This window comes from Flexithrix dorotheae DSM 6795 (genome assembly GCF_000379765.1).
Lineage (GTDB): Bacteria > Bacteroidota > Bacteroidia > Cytophagales > Flammeovirgaceae > Flexithrix > Flexithrix dorotheae.
Map to the genome: position 1 here is coordinate 21,115 of NZ_KB903446.1, position 24,575 is coordinate 45,689.

General features: G+C 38.4%; 11 protein-coding genes. 1 reads left to right on the plus strand and 10 read right to left on the minus strand.

Annotated features, from left to right (window positions below):
• Window positions 1-88 precede the first annotated feature (88 nt).
• Entirely contained in the window at window positions 89-2,596 is a 2,508-nt protein-coding gene (locus A3EM_RS0119180) for a TonB-dependent receptor (RefSeq protein WP_169513387.1), read from the plus strand.
• A 272-nt stretch (window positions 2,597-2,868) separates the two neighbouring features.
• On the opposite strand, the gene A3EM_RS0119185 is transcribed toward A3EM_RS0119180, so the two are convergent.
• The 10 genes from A3EM_RS0119185 to A3EM_RS0119230 all read right to left on the minus strand — a co-directional run bounded on the left by A3EM_RS0119185 (window position 2,869) and on the right by A3EM_RS0119230 (window position 24,397).
• On the minus strand, window positions 2,869-5,787 hold the full coding sequence (locus tag A3EM_RS0119185) for a glycosyl hydrolase (protein WP_020529864.1): 2,919 nt from the start codon (window positions 5,785-5,787) through the stop codon (window positions 2,869-2,871).
• 141 nt (window positions 5,788-5,928) lie between these two features.
• Window positions 5,929-7,596, minus strand: a complete 1,668-nt coding sequence (locus A3EM_RS0119190) for a RagB/SusD family nutrient uptake outer membrane protein (RefSeq protein ID WP_020529865.1) — start codon at window positions 7,594-7,596, stop codon at window positions 5,929-5,931.
• Between the two features lie 31 nt (window positions 7,597-7,627).
• Window positions 7,628-11,095: a SusC/RagA family TonB-linked outer membrane protein gene (locus A3EM_RS0119195; protein WP_020529866.1), complete on the minus strand. Its 3,468-nt coding sequence runs from the start codon at window positions 11,093-11,095 to the stop codon at window positions 7,628-7,630.
• Between the two features lie 168 nt (window positions 11,096-11,263).
• The gene (locus tag A3EM_RS0119200; protein ID WP_020529867.1) at window positions 11,264-12,307 is read right to left on the minus strand and encodes a FecR family protein; all 1,044 of its coding nucleotides are present in this window, start codon (window positions 12,305-12,307) and stop codon (window positions 11,264-11,266) included.
• Between the two features lie 186 nt (window positions 12,308-12,493).
• Window positions 12,494-13,087, minus strand: coding sequence for an RNA polymerase sigma factor (locus A3EM_RS0119205; RefSeq protein ID WP_020529869.1), 594 nt, complete (start codon window positions 13,085-13,087; stop codon window positions 12,494-12,496).
• Between the two features lie 346 nt (window positions 13,088-13,433).
• A complete protein-coding gene (locus A3EM_RS0119210) occupies window positions 13,434-15,911 on the minus strand; it encodes a hypothetical protein (protein ID WP_020529870.1) in 2,478 nt (825 codons plus the stop codon).
• 20 nt (window positions 15,912-15,931) lie between these two features.
• Window positions 15,932-17,473 carry a sulfatase family protein gene (locus tag A3EM_RS0119215; protein ID WP_020529871.1) on the minus strand — a complete coding sequence of 514 codons (1,542 nt, stop codon included), beginning with the start codon at window positions 17,471-17,473 and terminating at the stop codon, window positions 15,932-15,934.
• Window positions 17,460-18,878, minus strand: coding sequence for a sulfatase-like hydrolase/transferase (locus tag A3EM_RS0119220; protein WP_157637975.1), 1,419 nt, complete (start codon window positions 18,876-18,878; stop codon window positions 17,460-17,462). Before A3EM_RS0119220 ends, A3EM_RS0119215 begins: the two co-directional genes overlap by 14 nt.
• 413 nt (window positions 18,879-19,291) lie before the next feature.
• Window positions 19,292-20,995 (minus strand): RagB/SusD family nutrient uptake outer membrane protein, encoded by a 1,704-nt coding sequence (locus A3EM_RS0119225; RefSeq protein WP_020529873.1) that lies wholly within the window; start codon window positions 20,993-20,995, stop codon window positions 19,292-19,294.
• 18 nt (window positions 20,996-21,013) lie between these two features.
• A complete protein-coding gene (locus A3EM_RS0119230; RefSeq protein WP_020529874.1) occupies window positions 21,014-24,397 on the minus strand; it encodes a SusC/RagA family TonB-linked outer membrane protein in 3,384 nt (1,127 codons plus the stop codon).
• Window positions 24,398-24,575 lie beyond the last annotated feature (178 nt).

Sequence of the window (24,575 nt, forward strand, 5' to 3'; positions counted from 1 at the left end):
TATAGGATATTTTATTTTCCTGATGTAGCCTGTTGATTTGTATGGAAATTCAGCTTCCCATCCAATGGGAAAATTTAACTTAATTAATATGAAAAAGTTTTTAGCAGGCAGTATTTTATGGATGGTTACCCAAATTTGTTTTGCACAATCACCATCAGGATTTACCAAACCTCCGGAAGAAAATAAGATAGGATATGGAAAAATTAAAGGGGAAGTAGTAGATAAAAATACCGGAGAGGGAATTGCCTTTGCCACGGTTTCGATTATAGATGTCAACACTCAAAAACCTATCGGAGGAACCATAGCCAGCGATAATGGAAAGTTTGTGGTGAATAACTTAAAAAAGGGGATGTATAAAGTGGTGTTGAGTTTTATTGGCTATTCCGAATTGTCTATTGAAGGGATAGAGATTTTTGAAAAAGGAAATACTGAAAACCTGGGAAAACTGTATCTGGAAGAAGCAGTAACCGAACTGGAAGAAGTGGTTGTGGAAGGTGAAAAAGAATTAGTAGAAGAAAAGGTGGACAGACTGATTTATAATGCAGAAAGTGATGCCACCACAGCTGGCGGAGATGCTACAGATGTATTAAGAAGAGTGCCTTTACTTACAGTAGATCTGGATGGAAATCTCTCTCTTCGCGGAAGCCAAAATATAAAAGTACTCATTGATAACCGGCCCTCCACTATCAGTGCAGGAAGTATTGCAGATGCTTTAAAGCAAATTCCTGCAGATCAGATTAAATCGGTTGAAGTTATAACTTCTCCATCTGCCAAATACGATGCTGAAGGTACTGGAGGAATCATTAATATTATTACCAAAAAGAACAATTTTGAAGGTTCCACTTTAAGCGTGAATTCCGGAGTAGGATTGCGAGCTACAAACCTTGGGCTTAATGGAAGTGTAAAGAAAGGTCGCCATGGATTATCCCTTGGAGGCTTTGGCAGAGCTGGTTACAATATCACAGGGGAATTTTCCAACGATCAGATTTTAACGGATTCGGAAACTTTAAACCAAACCTTAACCACTCAAAAAGCCTCTACAGATAACAATTTGCTTTTTGGCAGATATACCCTGGGTTGGGATTATGAATTTAACAAATACAACTGGCTTTCCACTTCAGTGAAATATGGGGTGTTTAATATGGGAGGAAGCCAGCACAACCTGCTTACCCAATCATTTAGGAATAATGAACTTTTGAATCAAACTACACAAAACGTTGATTTTATAAACCATTCAAAAACAGTGGATGTGAGCATGAATTTCATTAAATCCTATGAGAAAAAAGGAAAGGAGATTAGCTTTTTATCGCTTTACAGCCAAAATAACCGGACCAATGATTTCGAGAATATTTCAATAGAGCCAACTACAAATCGGTTTAAAAACGAAAACAAAAGTAACAATAAAGAACTGACTTTTCAGGTAGATTATGTCAATCCTGTAAATGATAAAAGTATAATTGAATTTGGAGCCAAGAATATCCTCAGGATGGTAAATAGTGATTATACTTATTTTACCAGTGAGGGACCTGATGATCCTTACCAGCCCTCGCTTGATGAACAGTTTACCAATATTTTTAATTACGAACAAAATATTACTGCGGGCTATTTTTCCCTTACCCAAAGTTTAGGTAAAGATTATAGCTTAAAAGCAGGTTTGAGGTATGAATATACCACCATTTCTGCCAATTTTTCAAATGAGGAAACTGTGGAAATTCCTTCTTACGGAACCCTAGTCCCCAGCATCAACTTCTCAAAAAAACTGAAGCAGGGAAATATGATTAAGCTAGCCTACAACAGAAGAATTCAAAGACCTTCATTAGAATTTCTAAATCCAAACGTAAATGCGACCAACCCTAAAAATATTACTCAGGGAAATCCAAATTTGAATCCGGAATTTACAGACAACTTTGAAGCCTCTTATGGTGCTTATAAAGGATCTAAATCCATAAATATCTCTGCTTTCGTCCGGAATACAAGCGGTTCTATACAGCAGGTAAGAAGTGTTTTTTCAGAGGATGTGACTTATTCCACCTATGAAAATATTGGAAAGGAAAGTGCCTATGGGCTTAGTTTGTTTGGAAATTTGAGATTTGGGAAAAAGGCAATGATTAATACTGGTATCGATATGTATTATGCGGTATTGGATAACAATTTGGAAGATCCCCTTTATAAAGCTTCGAATAGTGGAATGGTGGTGAGTGGAAGACTATTTGGAAGTTATAATCTTACAGAAAAATGGAGCTTGCAGGGATTTGCATTTGCCAGAGGAAGAAACATCCAGTTGCAGGGTTATCAAAGCGGATTTTATATGTACAGTTTGAGTTTAAACAGGAACTTTAAAGATAAAAAAGGCTCGATAGGAATAGGAGCCGAAAACTTCCTGACTGGTCAAATGAAAATGATTACAGAATCATCATCTCCGCTTTTTACGCAATCCAGTACCAACACCATGAACAACCTGAATTTTAAAATCAACTTTAGTTACCGGTTGGGTAAAATGGATTTTGGAGCAAATTCCCGAAGAAAGGGCAGAAAAGTAGAAAATGATGATTTGAAAAAAAGTGGCGGAGATTATAATTCTCAAATGTCAAATTGATTTGGCATTAAGGTAAAATTACTCACTTTAATTTTAGAAAAGACTACTAAAAATATAGCACAATATTAAAGATTCATAATTAGGAGGATGGTCGGGACTGTCCAACAATTTCATATCTAAAAAAGGTAATGTTTCATTACCTTTTTTTTGCTTACTTCAAAAGTCAAAACATTCTGAATCAGTAAATTGAAGGGGGGAAATATGGATAATTTATATTTTCCTTTTTGAGCTTTTTATCTATTGTTTTTCCCCCACTCACTTGGCATTCCAAACTACTTAAAATTTGCTGCTTTAATGCTCACAGGCCCAATAAGACCGGAAGGTTCCAATGGAATCTCCTCAATAGGACGCCCTCTGAAATCATGTTTTAACACAATATTGGTATTGGTAAACCTCTTTTGATCAGTTGATATTTCATCTCCGGCAACTCTGTTATACCAGGAATTGATAACTGTAATTTCAAGGATATTCTCCCCTTTTTTTAATTCCTCGCTTATGTCCACCCTAAAAGGTTTTGTCCAAAGTATTCCTTTTTCTACACCATTTATTTTTACTTCTGCAATGCCCACATCTTTCACACTTTCCAATTGTAAAAAGTATTGTTGATCGGGTGAAGGTTCAAACTCCATTACAAAATTTTTCTTATAAACAGCTTTTCCAGAATAATACTTTATCCGCTCATCCGGATGTTGAGTCCAGTCTATCAATTCCGGAAAATTGATACTTGAAGGCCCTCCCCATCTGGGATCAAAATTAACTTCCCATGCTCCCTCAATGACTTTTACCGTATGATAAGACGGAAAATTTTGTTCACCAACGCCTTGTTTATTCTTGGGAATCTGCTTATTGAAGACCACAAAAATAGCCCCGTAAGGTTCCAGAGTCAGAGGTACAGTTGTTTTACCACCGTTTTGGGCAAAAGATTTAGCCTCTCTGATCTCTCCGGATAAAGCATCCCAAAGTTCTGGCTGTAATCCTGATACCCGAAATTGGCAATCTATATTTTTCCTTTCATTATTTTGATTTGAAATAAAGTAAACATGAGTGCCATCAATGGTATAATGGATATAATCAAATTCAGTCTTGCTATCGTTACTAAGAACCTTAAAATCCACTGAGACATCCTTTGAGATGAGGTATTCTTTAGCTGTCATACCCCAGGCTATGGACCCTTTTCCATATTTCCGCTCTCCTCTTGCTGTAGGCTCTTTCCCCCAGATTTTATCAATTAATACATTATACTGTTCACTTGCTTTTTCTCCACCAACCAGGCTCACCATACGCGTGGGCTTCGGTCCAATTACTTGAACTCCTTGTTGTAATAGTGCCTCTACTTTTTCCAATACTGCCATTGACAATACTTTGTGATCAGGAAGTACCAAAACCCGGTATTCAATACCGCCTGGCACCACTATTTTCCCATCATTCACCTTCAGTTTTAAAATGATATTCTCATCTGCCACATCATAATCAAATCCTGGCATAACACCGGCTGGGTCTGAATGCTTATATGGAAATACATTGGGGACATGGTCTCCATAGTAGTACAATACATCAGCTACGAACTTACCCTGCTGTACTATGAATTGTGTCCTGTGCATGTAGTCAATAAAAGCACCTGACTGGTTCCACCAGGTGACCTGAGGATTTACATGTGTTCCGGCAAAATATTCCTGGCCGGGCAAACCCATTTCTGGTGGGGAACAGGTGAATGTATGAAAATACATTCGGTTTAAGCCTGCACAAATTTCATGGTCAAATGAAGATTTTTGGTCATGCCATAATTCATCGTTCCAGTGAGGACCAATGGTAGTGAATGATTCGGCACCAACTATTTTCTTCCCGTAAATATGAGCAGCAGATGAGGCTTGCTTTAGGAAAAAACGATTTTCAGGTAGTGGTCTGTGCGGAGAAGGGGCCCAAAACTCACTCATTACGATATCGTTAAACCCATAATTTTTGATCCCATCCATTGGACCAGCATGTGGCCCGGCCGATTCGGGCTGAACACCCATATTATATTGATGAGCATAGATCTGAAATTGTGCATAGTGATTATAGGCAACAAGGTCTCCAAGGGTTTTTCTAAAATCAGCCAGAAAAGCATTGGAAACCTCCATATCTTCTATCACATAACCGGCAATCACTGGCAAATAACTGATCATATCATAGCCCCTGTAGTTTTTAAACTCCTTATCGAAATTTGCCGTCCAATTCATTCCTCCGCATTCCCAACTGTCTGTCTCCATATATTTCAAGGTTGAGCCCACATGACTTCCAGCTGCTTTAAAAATCGGTTCCACCACATCATTCCAATAAAAATCAAATGCTTCTTTACTCATGTAGTCAAGCACATTTCCCTGCCATTGGCCACTTGAAGTAGATACATGGGAATCTGTACAGGTATATCCTATTCGAAGAATACACCAATTTCCTTCGGGAGCAACCCAGGTTAAATCCCCCTGCTTATCCATCATGGTAGTTAAATTGATAATACCTTTTTTAATGACAATATAAGTTTCTTTACCTGCTTGCTTTTTCCGTTGTTCCGGACCATTCTCTAAAAGAAAACGAGTATCCGGGGCAGAACCCCCAAGCTCATGAAAGCCTAGTTTAAAGTCCAGATTTGTAATGACATCCTTAGTTTTGTTGGATTCTTTAAGCGGGAAGGCCAGTACAACAATATCTTCATAAAATCCTTTCCTGGATTCAGGTTTGGATAACTTTATTTTTAATTTCTTTCCCCCCGCTAATATAGTTTCGGTATAAGTGAGCTGTTTAGCCGCATATTGAGGGGTAACCCGTGGGCCTCCCAGGTTCCATCCGCTTTGAATGTTGAAACCAATTTCCAAGCCTAACCTTTTAGCCTCATCCAAGGCAAAAACAAAAAGCTGATTCCATTCATCTGAACCAAATAAGGGACCTGCAGGAATATCTTTATTTGCTCTTTGATTATGTCCACCTGCATCAAAAATCATTGCTCCCTGGAAGTTTTTTGACTTCATGGCTTCCAAATCTTTAGTGATAGCCTCCCTGGTCACATTTCCATTTAGCCACCACCACCAGCAATTTACCCCATAAATTCTTTCCGGGGATTTGAAGTTTTTGGAAAGATATTCATAATTCGTTTGGGCGCTTGCATTCCAGTTTATGCAAAGGAATAGCATTGCGGAATAGATAAATTTATTCATCCGGTAATTACTGTCAGTAAAAGTTATAAGGAAATTTGAGGTGAAAAAGCAGCGTTTTTGAGAGATGATTTGAATAGATGGATAAAGAGGTATTACCAACATGATCAGACTAGTTGGTAATACCTCTGTTCTTTTTTATAATTATCTCCCTTCCCAACCAGGATTTTGTTCTAAAACAGCTCCTGAATTTCTGTCTATTACTGTTTGAGGAATAGGCCAGAGATTATAATCAAAAGTAAGGGTTGCCGATGAATGTTCGTGAAGTCCGTATTTGCGAATTCTATCTACAGCTACAGTTCCGCCCATTCTCAATAAAGTGTGCCATCGGCTTTCTTCAGCCAATAATTCCCTGGCACGTTCGTCCAGAATAAAATCGATATCCACATCTGAAGCGTTTACCAAATAATCACATTGTGCACGACTTCTGATTTTATTTATGTCATCAGCAGCCGACTGGTTATCCCCTTTTCTGTGATATGCCTCAGCCCTTAGTAGAATAGTTTCGGCCAAACGAACAGCATAATCATCTCTAAAAAGGTTACTCCTGTTTTCCCCCTGGTCCAGACCAACAAATTGGTCAGTAGTCAATTTTTCAAAGATGGGGTAAATCCACCCATTTCCATCATTAGCAGCATCAATTTCCGACTGTGGTACAACCTCCCCGATTAAGGACCCGGGATTATCTTCCGGATAGCTCGGATCGTTATACAATATAGTACGTCTGATATTATGCTCTGCATTTCGCTGGTCATTTCCCGAAATAGTTTCATCCCAAATCAAATCGGTAACATATGGCGTAGGAGCAATAAATGCTACCCCACGACCTCCAACATCTTCTGCCACTCCAGTTACACCCGGGATAGCTCTGTAAACAGGCATAAAATTCCTTGGATAATTCAATACTGCATTTCCGTCCTCAGCAAGATAGGCATCAAAATCAGTTTGAAAACTCCAGATACATTCTTTATTTCCATCGCTATAATTTACATTGTCCTTACGAAACAAATCCCACCATACATCCTTACCTTCTTCATCCATTCTTGCTCCAAACCGTTCAGTCATTAAGGAGAAAACTCCGCCATCAATTAAATCAGAAGCATATTTTATAGCCTGATCATAATTTGAAGCATCAGCACTTTCTACCCCTAATCCCAAATAAAATTCACTCAAATAGTGCTGGGCAGCTCCCTTTACCACTCTTCCATCCTGTGAAGTAGTTTCTGGCAAGTCATCCAGAATGGCCACTAACTCATCAATGGCAAACTGGTAAGTTTCTATTCTGGAAGTTCGGACAAAATCAAATTTAGGTTCAGTAATTACCTCCGTAACCAGGGGTACTCCTCCAAAAAGTTCGGCCAGACATCCATAAGCGAAAGCCCTAAAAAATCTTGCCTGGGCAATGGCATATAATCTGTCAGTCTCATTATTCCAGGTAATGCCTTCCCTGTTTGCCACTTCAATGGCATTATTGGCTCTGGAAATTAATTGGTAATAAAAACTGTAATAACTATTGAATTCACCTGATTGGGCATTAATCCGGCTATAGTCACTGAAACTTTGGCTAATTCTGAACTCTGGAGAATCAAATACATCCGTACTATGCCCTTTATACTGCCAGTTAACTAACCTGAAATTTCTGTAATCCCTGTAAAGGGTAATCAATAATTGATCTACCTGAGCAGAAGACGTAAAAATATTATCAACTGTATTAAATGATTTTGGTTCTTCGCTCAAAAAAGCTTCATCATCACAACCAATTATAGGTAACAATAAAAAAATGAAGCAATATAAAATTTTATAAGATTTCATAGTATAATTTTTTTGTATCCTTAATGAATGATTAAAAGCTTGACTTAAGGCCAAATGTAAGTGTAGTAGGTACGGGATTCACATTGTCAAAAGGCCGAATTCCCCCTACATCAGTGCCGTCTGCCTGATATTCAGGATCGCCCCCACCAAACCAGCCTGAAAACACATATACATTTCTTGCACTTCCAAACACTTCTAATCTCTCAAATCCGATTTTATCTAAAACACTAGTTGGGAATCTGTAGGATAATGAAATATCCTGGATACGTAAAAACCCTCTTGATTGCAAACCTAAGTAGCGGTTACCAATATAATCCGGGCGAAGAAATTCTGTACTTTTATTTTCTGGTGTCCACCAACCATGATCCACTTCATTGGTATCAAACCTGTCTCTGAAGGAATTATGAAGAGGATTCTCTCTGAGGTAAAAATTATCCTTACCTCCACCAAAAATACCTGTGATCAAAGCATAAAAGGTAAAGTTTTTATATCTCAATGTATTGGAGAAGTTGAGGCTAAAATTAGGTTTTCGGTAACCTAAAATTTTACGATCATTATCCGCATCAATTAAGCCATCACCATTCAAATCCCTAAACATTGGATCTCCAGGAACAGCTCCTGTATTCTCTATGTATTCTGTATCATCCTCCTGTACTACACCTATGTAATCATAACCATAAATAGCTCCAAGGGATTTTCCTATAAACAGGCTATTGGCAATGTCATCATCCTCTACTCCATCTCCATCAATGTCATCTCCGTACAGACTTTCTACAATGTTTCTGTTTTTCCAATAAACCAGACTTGACTCCCAACTGAAATCGTCAGATTTTATGTTCTCTGTCCGTAAATTGATTTCAATTCCTTTATTATTAACCTGTCCCAAACTGGTAATAATGGAAGAAAAACCAGTCATGATAGGAATTCCCCGGGTAAAAATCTGGTCGGTAGTTTTAGAAAAGTAAAAATCCAAATCAAGGAAAATCCTGTTGTTTAGAAATGCCGAGGAAAAACCTCCATTGAAGGAAGTGGTTTCCTCCCAACCCAGTGCATCATTAGGCAGGTTCGATAAGGCAATACCATATAACACCTGAGATGGATTATCTCCAAACTCATAGCGAATGCCCCCATCACTACCACTGGCCACTCTAGCTAAAGTTGAATAAGGATCAACACCCTGGTTACCATTTTTACCATAAGAAACTTTTAGCTTCAAATAGTCTACAATGGGATTAAGCTTCAAAAAGTTTTCTTCGGTTATCGTCCAGGCAGCCCCTATAGAAGAAAAAGTTCCCCACTTTCTATCCAATCCAAAAACAGAAGCACCATCCCTACGGATAGAACCAGTAAGGTTATACTTTGAATTGAAAACATAACTCAACCGACCCAGGTATCCAACGTTTGCACGTTCTACCAGATCGTTACTATACAATATATTATTGGCTTTTTGAATACCATTAAATCCCAATGAAGTATTTCCTGCTACAGAGTAATCATTTCCACTTACTGTGGAAGTTTTAATGGATGTAAAGTCCCTGGTAGCTACCAGTGTGGCATTTAAAAAATGCTTTCCAAATTCTTTCTTGTAATCAACAATATTATCCACCACATAGTTATAGTCTGTACGGTTGGTATTGTATCCATTGGCTTGTGAAAGTAGCTTTTGTATTTCAGCATCATCATACCGCTCTATATAATATCCACTAGAAGCCTCTTGAATATAATAGTTTTCATAAGTGAATCTGTTTTGAGTCCTTATATTGGTATAGAGGGCATAATTGAGCCTATAAGACAATCCTTCTATTTTTGGAATATCGATTTTGGCATAACTTGCTACCCTGAAGAAATTATTGACATTTACATCATCAATGGTTCCATCGGTCCCCCATAAAGCATTTTGTACAGATTGACCTTTAGGCCATCTTTCCAAAAGAGTTCCTGTGGCTGAACTGACATTAAATGGCATATCCTCATACCGGTAAGGATAAGAAAAAGGAGTTGCCTGGGCAGCCAACCCTACATTGGCATGAATTCCAGAGTAATCACCCCGATTGTACGAACCGTCAATTCCTACCTGAAGCCAGTCGGTAATATCCGCATCCAATTTTGAACTCACGGCAATTCGTTCAAAATTATCTCCGATAATAACCCCTTTAGAATTGTTGTACCCCCCTGAAAAGTAGTAACTCAGTCGTTTGGAAGTTCCTGCAACAGAAACCTGGTGATCCTGGAAAAACCCGTTTCTTGAAATAAGATCCATCCAGTCGGTATCAACACCCTGAGCGAGGTATTCATTTGAGGTTTCATCATCAAAAACAATATCGTCTACAGAAGAAAGTCCCTGCTGTGCGGCATATTTTTCTTTATACCTGTCCAAATCCATCATGTCGAATTTATTCTGCCAGGTATTGAAACCGACAGAAGCATTATAGCTAATAACAGGTTTATCAGACCTTCCCTTTTTGGTGGTGATGACAATTACACCGTTGGCAGCTCTGGATCCATACACCGCAGTGGCGGAAGCGTCTTTTAAAACATCAATTGTGGCTATATCCTGTGGATTGATGTATGAAAGATTACCCAAATATATGATTCCGTCCAATACTATTAAGGGTGAATTGGAGCCATTTATCGAATTTTGTCCCCGGATAATAATGCTTGGGTTGGAACCCGGTGAATTTTGAATGCCTACATTTACACCACCCATTCCCCGCAGATTTTGCAATACATTAGTTGTTGGTAAATTAGACTCAGGAGAATCTTCCAGATTTTTACTGACCACCGATCCGGTAATATCTTTTCTTTTGGCAGTACCATAACCCACTACCACAACTTCTTCCAATTGTTCCATATCCAGATCCAACGCCACATCAATGGTGGTTTGGTCTGTTATTTCTACCTCATAATTTTGGTACCCGATAAAACTAAATTGTAGCACATCGCCCGGATTGACCATCAAACTAAATTCTCCACTGATTAGGGTGGTAGTTCCTTTACTGGTTCCTTTTATCAGTATACTAACCCCTGGTAAGGGCTCACCATCCTCTGAAGCAGTAACAGTACCCGTAATTTTTTGTTGATTCTGCTCCAGAATTATTTCTTCTATTGGAGAGGAAAATACACCCTTTGAACTTACGAAAATGTTATCATTAATTCGCTTAAATTTAAGGTTGGAGCTTTTGGAAATATCCCTTAACAGGTTTGCCAAAGTCTCTTTTTGATAGTTCATTTTGAGGCGTTTTAAACCTACTTTCTCCTTTAAATCCACTTTATTAAGTTCATAGGCAAACTTAAAATTTGTTTTAAGGGAAATGAGATCGAAAGCTTCTTCTATGGTGGCATTTTCAAGATCTATGGTGATATACACATCCTCAATGCTCACTCTTTGAGCGCTTGTTTCCTTCGCAATTAGAAAAGTACATAAAAAAGCTTGAAGGCAAATTCCCAAAAATCCATATTTTGACATAAGTATTACTTGTCTTAGTAATTTCAATTTCATATTTTTAAATGTTTTTGTTTGAAAAAATCAAGAACGGTAAGCTCTTAAGTTCAACCTGTCTACCAAACCCGTTGGCTTAAGAGTTTTTTTACCTTATTTCACTACTACTTCTTATTGTTCAGCTATATCATAGGCATATATTTATATTTTGTGGTTAAGTGATTATTTTTAATATATAGTAACTTTATTTCCTTCCAGCTTAAATTTAAATCCAATAGCATAACTTAATCCCTGAAGCACCGTTTCCAGGCTTTCATTGTCAAATTCTCCGGTAAAACCTTTATTGTGGGGTATCTGCTTGAATTGAATCTCAATGTCGTACCAGCTCTCCAGCACCTCTTCAATTTCATTTAGTTTAGCCTCTTTGAATTGAATGATCCCATCCTTCCAGCCCAATTCATTTCCGGGCTCGAAATTTCGTTTGACTACACGATTCGTCTCGCTGTTTACTTCTAAAAGCTCATGAGGTGCTAATGTGATTTTTTCCTGAGAAACCTGCTGAAACACCTCGACTTTACCCGTCACCAATGCAACTTCCACTTTGTTATGAGTTTTTGAATTTTTGATGTTAAAAGAAGTTCCCAATACTTTTGTCCGCACTCCTCCACTATTTACAATGAAAGGTCTGGTGGCATCATGTTCCACATCAAAAAAAGCTTCTCCTTCTAAAAAAACTTCTCTGGTCTTCTCACCAAAATTTTCAGGAAACTCAATCTTACTGCCAGAATTCAATTTAATTTTGGAGCCATCTTTTAAAACAATCGTATTTTTTTGTCCACGCCTGGCAAATTTTTCAATTATTTTAGGCTCCGATAATTCAGCCTCAGCCAAATTTTTGCCTGAATCCTGCACATTTCGGGTAAAATATAAAAGGCTACAAACTACAAGAAAAGCAACTACCGCTGCTACTTTATTCAACGACCACCAGCCCGGCATTTTCCTTACTACCGGGTTAATTTTAGTTGGAGCAGAATTAGTGATCCCAATAGATTTTTGAAATCTGGAATATTCCTCCTCATATTCATTATCCGGAAGCTTTATAAAAATATCATCCAATCTCGATTTTGCCTCAATGATTAACTCAGATTTATCCGGGTTTCTTTTTACCCATTCCTCCCAAAATTCGATATCCGTCAGATTTGTTCCTAAATAATAATTTATAAAGGACTGCTCCGTGATGAAATCTTCAATATCAAAATTTTTGTAATCCATTTAATAAGGTCGTTTATTAGTTTGATCTGAAAAGTGAAATTTGGTACTCATTTTTTTTAAAAAAAAATTAACAAAAGTTTAAAAAAGCCTCTCCTTAATGTCTTAAAGCCATTTTTTATCCAAAAAAATTGAGGTGAAGTATCTCTGAAATTTTTCATCCCCTGTTTAAAAGAAGAATGCTTTCAATTATATTATGAGGTGAAGTATAAGAAAAGCAAGAATATAAATGAAGCCTTTTAAGCGCTGCAAGGCCCGATACATTAAATTTTTGATGCTCTGATATTTTAGACCTGTTTGTTTTTCAATCTGTTTGTAACTATAACCTTCATAATAAAACAAAAAAATAATTTCTTTCTCTCTTTTAGAAAGTTGCTTAATACCCTCCTTGAGTTTCCTTAATCGTTCCTCGTTTTTTTCCTGCTCAATTAAAAGGTGTTCGGTCGAAAAAATAGCCAGGTATTTGTAATCATCATAATCAGGCAAAATTTCCTGCAAACCATTTAGTTGCTTCTGCTTGATTAAAGCATTGAATAAGGCTTTCAATAGATAGGCTCTTATTTTTTTTACCTGACTTAGCCCGGCATGTTTATTCCATAAATTGGCAAATAGCTCCTGAATCCCATCTTTCACAATTTCTTTATCAGGAATCAATTTATAACCAAAGCTAAAAAGTACCTGGTAATTTTGCTGGTAGATAATATCCAATGCTTTCACACTCCCATTTCTCAATTGATTCCAGAGATTTTCATCCTCTGTCTCATTCAAATTTTCACTATACATAGGTATTATCAGTTCCGGTCCTCACTCCTTATTATTCGATAAAAGAATCATAAGTTTTGCTAAATTCCAAATGATCGGACGCTTCCAGAAACATCAATTAATGACCAGATAAAGCTCCTCTGGTACGCATATCTGTAGGTTAGGTTACTTTTTTTGATTTCGGATTTAAAGATTTATTTGGGGAATAAGTCCAATAGCAAAAAAGTAGTTCGAAAGGAAGTGATTCTTTCAAAATATGTCATAGCAAAAACAGGGCAATCGAAATATAAATTCGATTTGCCCTGTTTATGACTACTTGTAAAAGGAGAAATTGTAAAAATTTCTCTGGCGTTCCTGTTAAAAAGTGTTATTTGTACACAAACCAGGCAGTGGCTTTTGCATCTGAATCTGATTTCACACGAATCCATCTGGCCTGGAAATCTGCTGGAAATTCATGCGAAATAGTTTCCCCGGCCGGAACTTTTATTTCTTTATAAACCATCCATGGGCCATGACCAACGGGCTCAGCTTCCAAAGTGAAAGTTACTTCCTTGTTTTGATCATGAGAAAGTGACACTGATTTTTTATCATAAAAACCAATCAGGTAGGGATCCGAGGGAATGTTTTTCAAAACCTGGCTGTCTTTCCATGGACCTCCTTCTCCGGTAGGTTTACCCATTTCCCACAAATCATCAATTGTCCCTGCCCATAGGGCTGCCTTTTTATCTTCAGAAATAATAATGTGATCATTTCCCTTTCCCAACTCCGGATCAATTCCGGTCATCACCAGTAATCCTCTGTAAGAAGCATAATCATGAATTTTAAAATCATGTGAAGCCACCGGCCGGATTTTGGCAAAACCATCCGCATTTTCAGCGGGAAGTTCATAAAAAGTACCATGACAATTCAATAAATCACGCTCAGTAGCTACTTCCCGGCAAATTCTGGTTTGTGCACTATTGATCAATCCATCGAACATCTGATTTCCTTTGGGAAGTCGCCACCTTCTGTTTTGATCATCCACAATTAAAATGGAGGATTCTTCTATAGTAATCACATTTTCGGGAATGGCGAATTTTTCATTGATAAAAGTATGGGTTCCAACATCTTCTTTTGGGGTGAGGTTCATCTGTGCGTCCAATTCATAGTAGCCCACTTCCGATAAACCACTTTCATCCATCACTTTGGCTGCCACCCCTAATGCCCTCCGGTCATCCCCCAATCCATACAAAAGGCCTCCTTTCACATTTGTACTTTCAGCCCTGGCTAAACCTGCAAATTTGGCGTCAGGCTGAATTTCTCTGTTCTCCTCATCGGAATAAGAAAAATGTAAAGTTGCTTTGGTATTCTTATCGGAAATCGCCCTAATCCATTCTCCTGCTTCATTCTCCGAAAAATTAATTCTGGTATCTTCCCTCGGGTTTAAGGAAATTTTTTCAAGCGTTGACCAGTTTCCATTTCCTTCTAAATCTACTTCCAGCGTAAATGAAACTGTCACTTTACCCTGATTTTTTATCCAGGCATTTCTTTGGGGCCATCCTGCAAATAAAAACGGCTCCGAAGGTTCATTGCCTTTTACCTCTTCACTAAGCCAAACCGCTCCTGAAGCTGTATTAGGGCCTAACTGATCTGGTTTATTTAAATCAGTGAACCATAAATTGGAGTTGGATTGACCTGGTCCTTCTATTCCTCCTTTCACTTTTCTTTTATTCAGAAATTCCTTTTGGGCAGAATCATCACATCCAAAAACTAGTTGCCCATTCCATCGAGTATAATCTCCAATTACCTTTAAATAAGCAGATCTGGGCCTAATTCCAGCCGAATTGTCACTTTTAAAAGTTTGTGGAAATTTCCAAAACATGCCATGCATGGTCATTAAATAATCCGGATTTTCGGCTGTGCCAATATCCCTGATTCTCGGCCACTCTGTATTCCAGCCATGTGCTCCATCATAACTATGGCTGGCTTTTGGAAGTCGGAAAAAAGACCATTTCCCATTATCCCTTGTACCCAAAAGGACAGATTTATGATCCCAGCCGGTGGCCCAGACCGGATCTGTATCTGGATTTTCGTTCCCATATATCCCTCCCGGGCCGGTAACTTCCACAAATTGATTTCTTCTGATCACTTTCCAGTCTTTTCCATCCCACTCAGCTAAAGCACCAGATTCAATATCAAACTGTTTCAAAGCAGCCTGGTTTGCCTCACCATTATTGGAGAAAACCATTACCCCCTGTCCTGAATACAAACCTTTACCATGGGCACCAGGTAAAAGCGGGCCAAACTGATGCATGTCTTTTTCTTTTCTAAGCACATTTCCATCAACATACAGGGTATTGGTTGACAGCGCATTCACATCAACTTCATAAAAACCTTCTTCCATCGTCCCAAGGTAAAGCATTTCTGCAGGATTAGTTAAATGTCTGGCCAGTCCGGTAAACCTACCAGGAGCATCTTTATAAGATATTACCCTCACTTTTCTGTTCTTATCAATGGCATAAGGGCCAATAAAAAGCTGGTTACTTTCTTTGTGAATCATTCTGTTGGCTGGTGTTCCCCCTGTGCTCTCGTCCCTTACAACTGGTTCCAGGTCCGCAGATATTTCATAGAGTTTATCTGAAGATCCATGAGGTAGATGGGGGCCATAGGTTATTACCCAAAGTTTCCCGGCCCAGGGTACCACTGCTCCTGTACCACATTCTCCTTCATTATTATAGTAAGCCAGGTGTGGATAAATTCCGCTAAATTTTGGATATGTTTTGGTTGTTTCCTGCTCAACTGCCACCTTGTTTTGGCAGGAGAACACAAGCAGGAATAAAATTGCTATCGTATTTATTTTTTTCATTTTTGAAATTAATTTATTTTTTAATTTTTTCTTTTCTTGAGATAGGCTAAAATATTTTCTTTACCCATGTTTAAAGTATCCTTTTCAATGCCTGGAAGATTTTTTTTCCATAGATTCAAGTCACTTTCTAATTGTTCTTGTATTGCCTGGTATGCTGGGTTTTGCCAAAGATTTACCAATTCATCAGGGTCATTTTGAAGATTATAAAGTTCTGAAATGCCGTTTTCCTCCTGCACAAATTTCCATTCTTTGTTTCTGATCATCCTAAACCTTCCGGTTAATGAAATCGGATTGGCTTCCCAGGGAATTTTTGGATTATTATAATAAATGGGTCGCTCCTGATAATCAGGAATAAACATTTGAAGGCTTTTTTCATCTATTGGTTTACCCGGAATTCCATACTCTGCATAAACATATTCCCTTTCGGCCGAACTTATCTCCCCACCTTTCAAAAAATCTGCAAAACTTTTTCCCTGTACTTGTTCAGGGACTTCTGCACCTAACAAGGCTAAAATTGTAGGCATAATATCCACATGGGAAACCAAATGATCTGTTACCATTTTTTTAGGAAAGTTCTTTTCCCAATTAAAAATTAAAGGCACTCTGATTAGGCAATCGTACATAGCTGGACTTTTAGTAACCATGTGATGATCACCCATATAATCACCATGGTCGGAGGTGAAGATTATCAGTGTGTTTTCCTTTAATCCTTCTTTTTCCAAATACGAAAGCAGACGTCCAATTTCATCATCTACCATGCTTATCATACCATAATAGTTTCTTTTCATCCGCATTATTTTGTTTCTATCATAGGGAATAAGTCTGTCATTATTTTCCTGATGAAACACCTGACGGAAAGGTTTTCCAGCCGCTTTTAATCCCTCAGGTTCTACTGCCGGCTCTGGAATTTCTACACGGTCATACATGGAAAAATAGGGCTCTGGTAAAGCATACGGGGTATGAGGATGCAAATAAGATAACCATACAAAAGTTGGCTTTCCCTCATTCGATTTCAGTAAATTAATAACTGAATCGGTAAGCAGGTGCATGGGGTCTTCTTCAACTTTCCAGGGCATGGGAATGGCTGCACTTCTGCCATCCTCTGGCATTTTTTTAAATTTTGGCGTGTCATAAATTATATCCATATCCTTCTCATCAAGAAAGGAATGGTTTTTACCAATAAGCGCTGTGGTATAATCGATTTTCTTCAACTCCAGGGGTAGACTTGTTTTCGGTCTTTTGCCAATATGGTGGTTGGAGTAAGTTTGGTGACTGCTGGTATACATACCGGAGTGTAAACTCCACCTTGAAGGAGTACAGACAGGCGCAGTCACAAAGGCATTGCTAAAAGCCACTCCGGTTTTTAGCAAATTATCCAGATTTGGTGTCTCAATATGGTTATTTCCCAATTCCCTTATGGTGTTGTATCGCTGTTGGTCTGTATAAATTAGCAGAATATTGGGCCTGGTTGAATCAACTGGTTTATGTTGTATTTTACCACAAGAAAATAAAAGTACGAGCATTGGGAAAATGAAAAATCCCTTCAAATTAATTATGTCCATGTTCCGATGTTTTATGCCCGTTTAGAATTTCAGTTTTATGCTTTTCTAAAGCATTTTTTAATTGCATCTTCAGATCATCATATTCTTGGTGATCTATTAGATTTTCCATTTCCAGGAGATCATTTTGCTGATGGTATAACTCCTCAAAAATCACTTCCTGAAGGCTATTATCCTGATAAGTAGTAATGTACCTGAAATTTTCGTTGATCACAGTTAAATTTGGTTTTGCTCCTCCATAATTCCCTAAACCTTCATAAACAAAAGTTTCTCTCACCTTTTCAGATTCGCCTTTTAAAATGGGCAGTAGGCTTTTCCCATGCATGTTGTCCGGAACTTCCAAACCTGCCAATTCCATTATTGTAGGAGCCAGGTCAATATTGGATACCAATGCCTGCTGGGTATTTTTTTTAATTCCCGGACCTTTCACCCAGAACGGGATTTGCGCACTTGGCCTGTAGGGTAAAACCTTACTGGTGAATCCATGATCTCCCAACATCCATCCATTATCACTGAGGAAAAAAATGTAGGTATCTTCCGATAAGTTTAACCTTTCGATTTCTTCTACTACACCAGAAATAAAATCATCCATTTCTGAAATGACTGCATAATAATCACGTGTATGTGTTTGAATGGCGGTACTATCCGGATAACCATACTTTAATGCCTGAGTCCTATTCCTCACTGTTTTCAAAAATTCAGGTTTACCTGCCAGATTGTCTTTATGATTTTTGGGCACAGGCATTTCTTCCACTTTGTATTTTTCCATAGTAGCTTGTTTTGCAGGCCAGGTATGCCGATGATCCATGTGTGGAGTTTGGGTACAAAACATCAAAAACATGGGATTTTCCTTTTGGCTATTTTCCCTTAAAAAATCAATAGCCCTTTTGGCTGCATATTCATCACAATGATTTTCCGGATGGATGGTTTTTCCCATATCCATTGTTTTTCTACCATAATAAGTCCCATTTGAATAAAAATAAGAATGGAAATCAAACCCTAATTGCTGAGGTTGCTGGTCAATATGCCATTTTCCGGTAAATCCGGTAATATATCCTGCATCCTTCAAATACTGGCCAATACTCACTTCGCCTGAATTAAGTTTGCTTCCCAATTCCAATACGCCATTGGCACTTCCATATCTTCCGGTAAGAATTGCCGCCCTGCTCGGACTACAGAGTGCAAAAGCGACATTCGCATTATAAAACTGCATTGACTTACTGGCAAAATTATCCAGTGCGGGAGTTTGGATAATTGGATTGGCATTATGGCCAACCGCATCAAATTGTTGATCATCGGTAAGAATGATAATGATATTGGGTGGCTTTTCATCCGATTTATATACTGGATAGCAGGCCACCATAATTTGGACCAGTAAAATAAAAAAAATGACGTTTTTGATTAGCATAATATTATTCCCAGAATTAAAGAAAAACAACCCATACTACTGCACATAACTAATCTTAGATGGAAGTTTTCCAACTTAGATCAACTTTGCTATTTCTTATTGTTTAGTTAAAAACCTCCCCTGTATCCTCGGAATGGCGCAACACTCCAGAGAGGAAAAAGTAATTTCCCCCTCAATTGAGGGGGCTAGGGGGAGGAAATAAACAATATTCATTTTTACCTTAATTTTTAAAAATGTCCAGTAGAATGAAAACAACCTTTATTGGCTACAAAACGCCCTGATTATCCATGTGTATGGAGAAATTTCCACTACATGGACTAAAGCGATTGGATTAAAGCGGGGTCTCATTATGACCCCGCTGATACAAAAATTTTAAGATAAACTTCAGCCTCATTCAGGACATACAACTATGCTCAATAATTTGGATTTTGAACCAATTGATCATTAATATCCACATCCCGTTGCGGAATAGGCCATAAATAATCCCGATCAGGATTAAAAGTTCTCACATGAACAACTCTATAAAAATCGGCATCTGTTCCGTAAGATGGGTGTCCAAATTGGTCAAATGTTGGGGCTGAGGTCAGGTTATCATAAGAGTACGGTTTATTTGGTCTTCCAAACAAAGGACCTGGCATTACAAATTCTGCTATTTCCCACCTTCGGATGTCTTTTAACCTAAACCCTTCATTGGCCAGTTCGATTTTTCTCTCCCTCCTGATAATAGTGCGCAATTCGTTTTGATCCGTAGTGCTTACTGCAGGATAATTCCCCGTATCGCCAGCATCTACTCCATAACCTCTTGCCCTCACCAAATTAATGGCTTCTAAAACAGAGGCATCAATCTGGTTTAGTTCAATTTTAGCTTCTGCGTAAATCAATAAAACTTCTGCATACCTTATCAGGATTTCATTCAATTCAGAATGATCTATATTCCCGGGTAAATCAGCCTCACTTGTATATTTCTTCCAGCAGTATCCGGTGTAGGAGGCAAAAGGATTAGTCGCATCCTGGTTGGCGACTCTTGTCATTGAGCCATCACTTTCTACTCTGAAAGTTTCTGTACTATCCTTATGGGTTTCAAATATAAAGCCTGCCCATACACTCTGAGGGGTAATGATTGATCCAAACATTCGGGGATCCCGATTTTTAAATGGATTTTTTGGATCATATAATGGAGATTCACTTATCAGTTTGCCATCTGTACATTCGTAGGAATCAATCATAACCTGCGAAGGTACTATGGTACTCCATGCACCTGTATTTCTGGTGGACTGGTATCTCGGAAGCCTTGCATCCTGAAAACCAATCAGAAATGGCATGTCAAAAATCACTTCCTGGCTCCTTTGTCCTTCATAAGTGAAAAGCTTTTCATAGTCCGGAAAGAGGGCATACGTCTTCATATCCATAACCGCTTTAGCTGCAGCGGCAGCTTCCTCCCACATATTATGTTCTATGGCAATTCTGGCTTTTAAAGCCATGGCCGCTCCCTTTGTAGCCCTTCCCTGATCAGAACCTGACCATTCTTCTGGTAAAATTCCTGCAGCTTTATCCAAATCACTGAATAAGTTGGTAATGATTACACTTTTGGGATCTCTTGGAATTTTCGACTCCTCCAGTGTTTGCAAGGTTGTAATCCATGGTACATCCCCATAAAGTGAAATTAACCAGGAGTAATAATATGATCTTAAAAACAAGGCTTGTGCCTCAATTAAATTATAATTGGCTTCCGGAACTACATCTTTAGCCTTATCCATATTGTTGAGCAGGTTATTGCACTTGGAAATGCCATTGTACATATGCTTCCAGGTGTTATAGAATGTTCCCGTTTCTGTGGTGTGTTCACCCAGGCTTATGGTTTGCAGGCCCCCATAATAATTACTTCTCAGGAAGCCCAAATCTGTTACCCCGTCCAGAAAGACTGAAAGTGAAGCCCTCCCTTCATTCCACCAAATATCAGTGTATGCACCATTGACTGCAAGATTGAGTTCATCCTCATTAGAGAAAAAAGTAGCATCGGAAGGCTGGTCCAATGGAAATTTTTCCAAGGAACTTTCACATGAACCCAGGTAAAAAATGAAAAGGAGAAAAGTGATTTTTATATATAATTTTTTCATAATATCTGACTATTTAAATTAGAAAGAAAGATCAAGGCCAAATGTATACACCGCAGTAATTGGGTAAAGCGTACCATTCACACCATTAGGTGCTTCCGGATCATAACCCTGGGGCATGTCATCCAGGGTAAATAAATTCTGGCCGGAAAAATAAATCCTGAGCTTATTAATGGCTGCTTTTTCCAATACTGAAGTTGGGAAATTGTAGCCGATGGTAAGGTTTCTCATCCTTAAATATGCAGAACTCCACATCCAGAAATCGGTAACCTGATAATTGTTTCCGGTAGTTCCTGCGGTAAGCCGTGGATAAGCAGCATTTGGATTATCAGGCGTCCAGTAATTTAAATGCCAGTCCTGAATTTTTCCCCCATTGAAAAATGCCCAAACAGCATCCTGCTGCATGTAAACATCTCTTTTCCCCACGCCTTGTAGAAATACAGACAGGTCAAATCCTTTAAATCCCGCAAAAAGATTAATGCCATAGGTCATTCTTGGAAAAGGATCACCGAGCACTACCCTGTCTTCGGAATTGATGACATCATCAGCCTCATCCGGAATGCCATCTCCATTAGTATCAATTGTGAGTTGGTTTTCATACTTCAAATCTCCAGGAGCAAGAGTTCCGATTTGGGATGGACTACCGGCAATTTCATCTTCTGATTGGAAGAAACCAGTGTTTTTGTAACCATATAAAGAATTAATAGGATAACCTTCCTGGATGATAGAATAATTATTTATATAGGGTCCTGTACCTTTTAGATCAGTAACTCTGTTGATGACATCTGAGATATTGAAATTAATTCCATAAGAAAAATCTCCTTTTTCATCATTCCAGCCCAGGCTCATTTCCCAGCCTTTGTTTTCTACTTCACCGGCATTTTGGGTGGGGGCATTCAGCCCGATTGTGGCTGGCACTGGCAACTCCAATAGAATATCATATGTATTTCTTTTGAAGTAATCGAAGGTAAAGTTTAATCTGTTTTCCAAAATCGAAAGGTCCAGCCCAATATCAATACTTTCAGTAGTTTCCCATGAAATGTCATTATTAGCCATATCCAGCTGAGCAGCCCCACTTGCTGGTGCATTTCCAAAAATATAATCTCTGCCTAAAGCAATGGTAGAAGCAAATGGATAATTTCCTATATTCTGATTTCCCAATTGCCCCCAGGAACCTCTTATTTTTAACTCATTGATAAGGGTGGCTGAAGACAAAAAAGCCTCCTCCGAGATTCTCCACCCGGCAGAAAAGGATGGAAAAAGCCCATATTTATTTCCTTCCGAAAATCTGGAAGAACCATCATATCTTAAATTACCTTCCAGCAGATATTTGCCTTTATAATCATAATTTACTCTGGTAAAATACGACTGTAATCCCCATTCTCTGGCTGAACCTTCATTTTGCATATTGGTCTGTGCACCGGCATTCAATTCCTCATAATCCTGCAAGGCAAAATTGTCTCTATAAGCATTGAAATATTCATATTTATCGGTGATCAATTCATAACCACCCAATACTTTAAAATAATTTTCCCCAAAGGTTTTTTCATAGGTAACCAATCCATTGAAATAATTATTGAATCCCTGAGAGTGCTGTTGCCAGAGGTTGTTTAATGGGGGAACTACCTGTTCCAGCTCTTTGGTGTCAATGTTGTAAACATTGTAGGATTTTCGCATGGTTTTTTCAAAGCTTCCCGAATATTCAGGTGCATACTTCAGCGAAAGCTCCAGACCTTTAACCGGTCTGTAATAGGCTTTAATTATTCCCCTGAAATAATTGAACTGATCTCTGTTAAAGCCGGAAGCCTGAGACTGGGCAATACTGTTGGAAATACCATTCCATCCTGGACCCCAGGAACCATCTGAATACTGTCCTACAAATATTGGAGGGATTCTGTTGGCCTGCTGTACGATTTCACTCAGGCTAGCAGCAGACATCTGCCGGATGGATCGTCTCACATTTAAATCAAAATTAAACCCTACTTTTTCCGAAACTTTCAAGTCAGTATTTATTCTGGCCTGATACCGCTTAAAATTGAAATTAGGAATGTTTCCATCCTGATCCATGATGGAAACAGAAGCTAAAACCTGAGCCATTTCATTTCCACCTGAAATAGTTACATTATGGTGTTGTTGAAAACCACTTTCGGTAAAAGTTCCACCTAGCCAGTCTGTATTGGGGTAATGATCCGGGTCAGTTTGATGATTGGCTACCCAATCGTCAATTTCCTGTTGGGAAAATGGCGGTGCTGAGCCCTGATTTTCAAATGCAAGATTATAATTTTCCATATAACCCTGACCATCCAGGTAATTGGGTAAATTGGTGGGCTCCTGCCATCCACCATATCCTCTGTAGGAAACTGAAAATTTGCCTTCTTTCCCTCTTTTGGTGGTAATCACAATCACACCATTGGCAGCCCTTGAGCCATAAATAGAGGCTGAAGCTGCATCTTTTAATACGGAAAGACTTTCTATATCATTGGGATCAATGCCGTTGATATTACCGGGAACTCCATCAATCAATACAAGCGGATCGGAATTGCTTAATGTACCAATTCCCCTGATTCTGATTGTAGCTTCATCAAATCCCGGCTGACTTGAGTTTTGTAATACGGTAACCCCCGGAACAGTACCCATTAAAGCCTGAGAGGTCTGCATCACAGGTTGTTTTACAATCTCTTTTGATTCCACAATTCCCACTGCCCCGGTAAGATTTTCCTTTTTCTGAGTACCATATCCAATCACAATCACCTCTTCCAATTGCTCCAAATCTGCTTTAAGGGTAATATTTATGACACTGGCGTTTCCTACTTCTACCTCCTGGGTTTCATAACCAATATAACTGTACATTAAAATAGCTCCCGGGCTGACCATCAGGGAATAATTGCCATCAAAATCTGAGGTGGTTCCGTTTGTGGTTCCCTTAATCAGGATACTCACACCGGGAAGAGGTTCGTTTGCTTCATCACTGGTAACTTTCCCACTTATCTGAACCTGAGGGACTTTAAATTTATCAATTACTTCAACTACATTTTTATTGATAAAAGATTTTTGGGAAACATTGATATGCTGATTTACCCGCTTAAAACTCAATTTCATGTCTTTGGAAATATACCTCAATATATCTCCAAGAGATTCGTCTTTAAAAGCGATATCAATTTCCTTCTCTGTTTCAAGCAGCTTTTCATCGTAAGCGAAAATGAAACCTGTTTTCGCCTGTATCTTGTTAAAAACTCCATCAAGATTATCATTTCTAAACTGAATGCTTAAAAATATATCGTCCACACTTTTTTGAGCCACCGAACTGCTGGCCAAAAGCATACTGTATAATAAGGACTGCAAAAACAATCCGTAAAAGGCATATTTTGTCATTATAATAATTTGCCGTAATGTTTTCAATTTCATATTTTTATGTAGGTTTTTGAAAAATAATTATTTGAAAAAATCTGAAGGATATCCCTGAGACCGCTCGCCAAAGTGTTATTCAGGGGTTCCTGTTCATTTTAGCCAGTTTTACCATCGTAGGACTGGCTTATTTTTTAGGAAGTGTTGAAAACTATATGCATTATTCAATCGGGTTTTG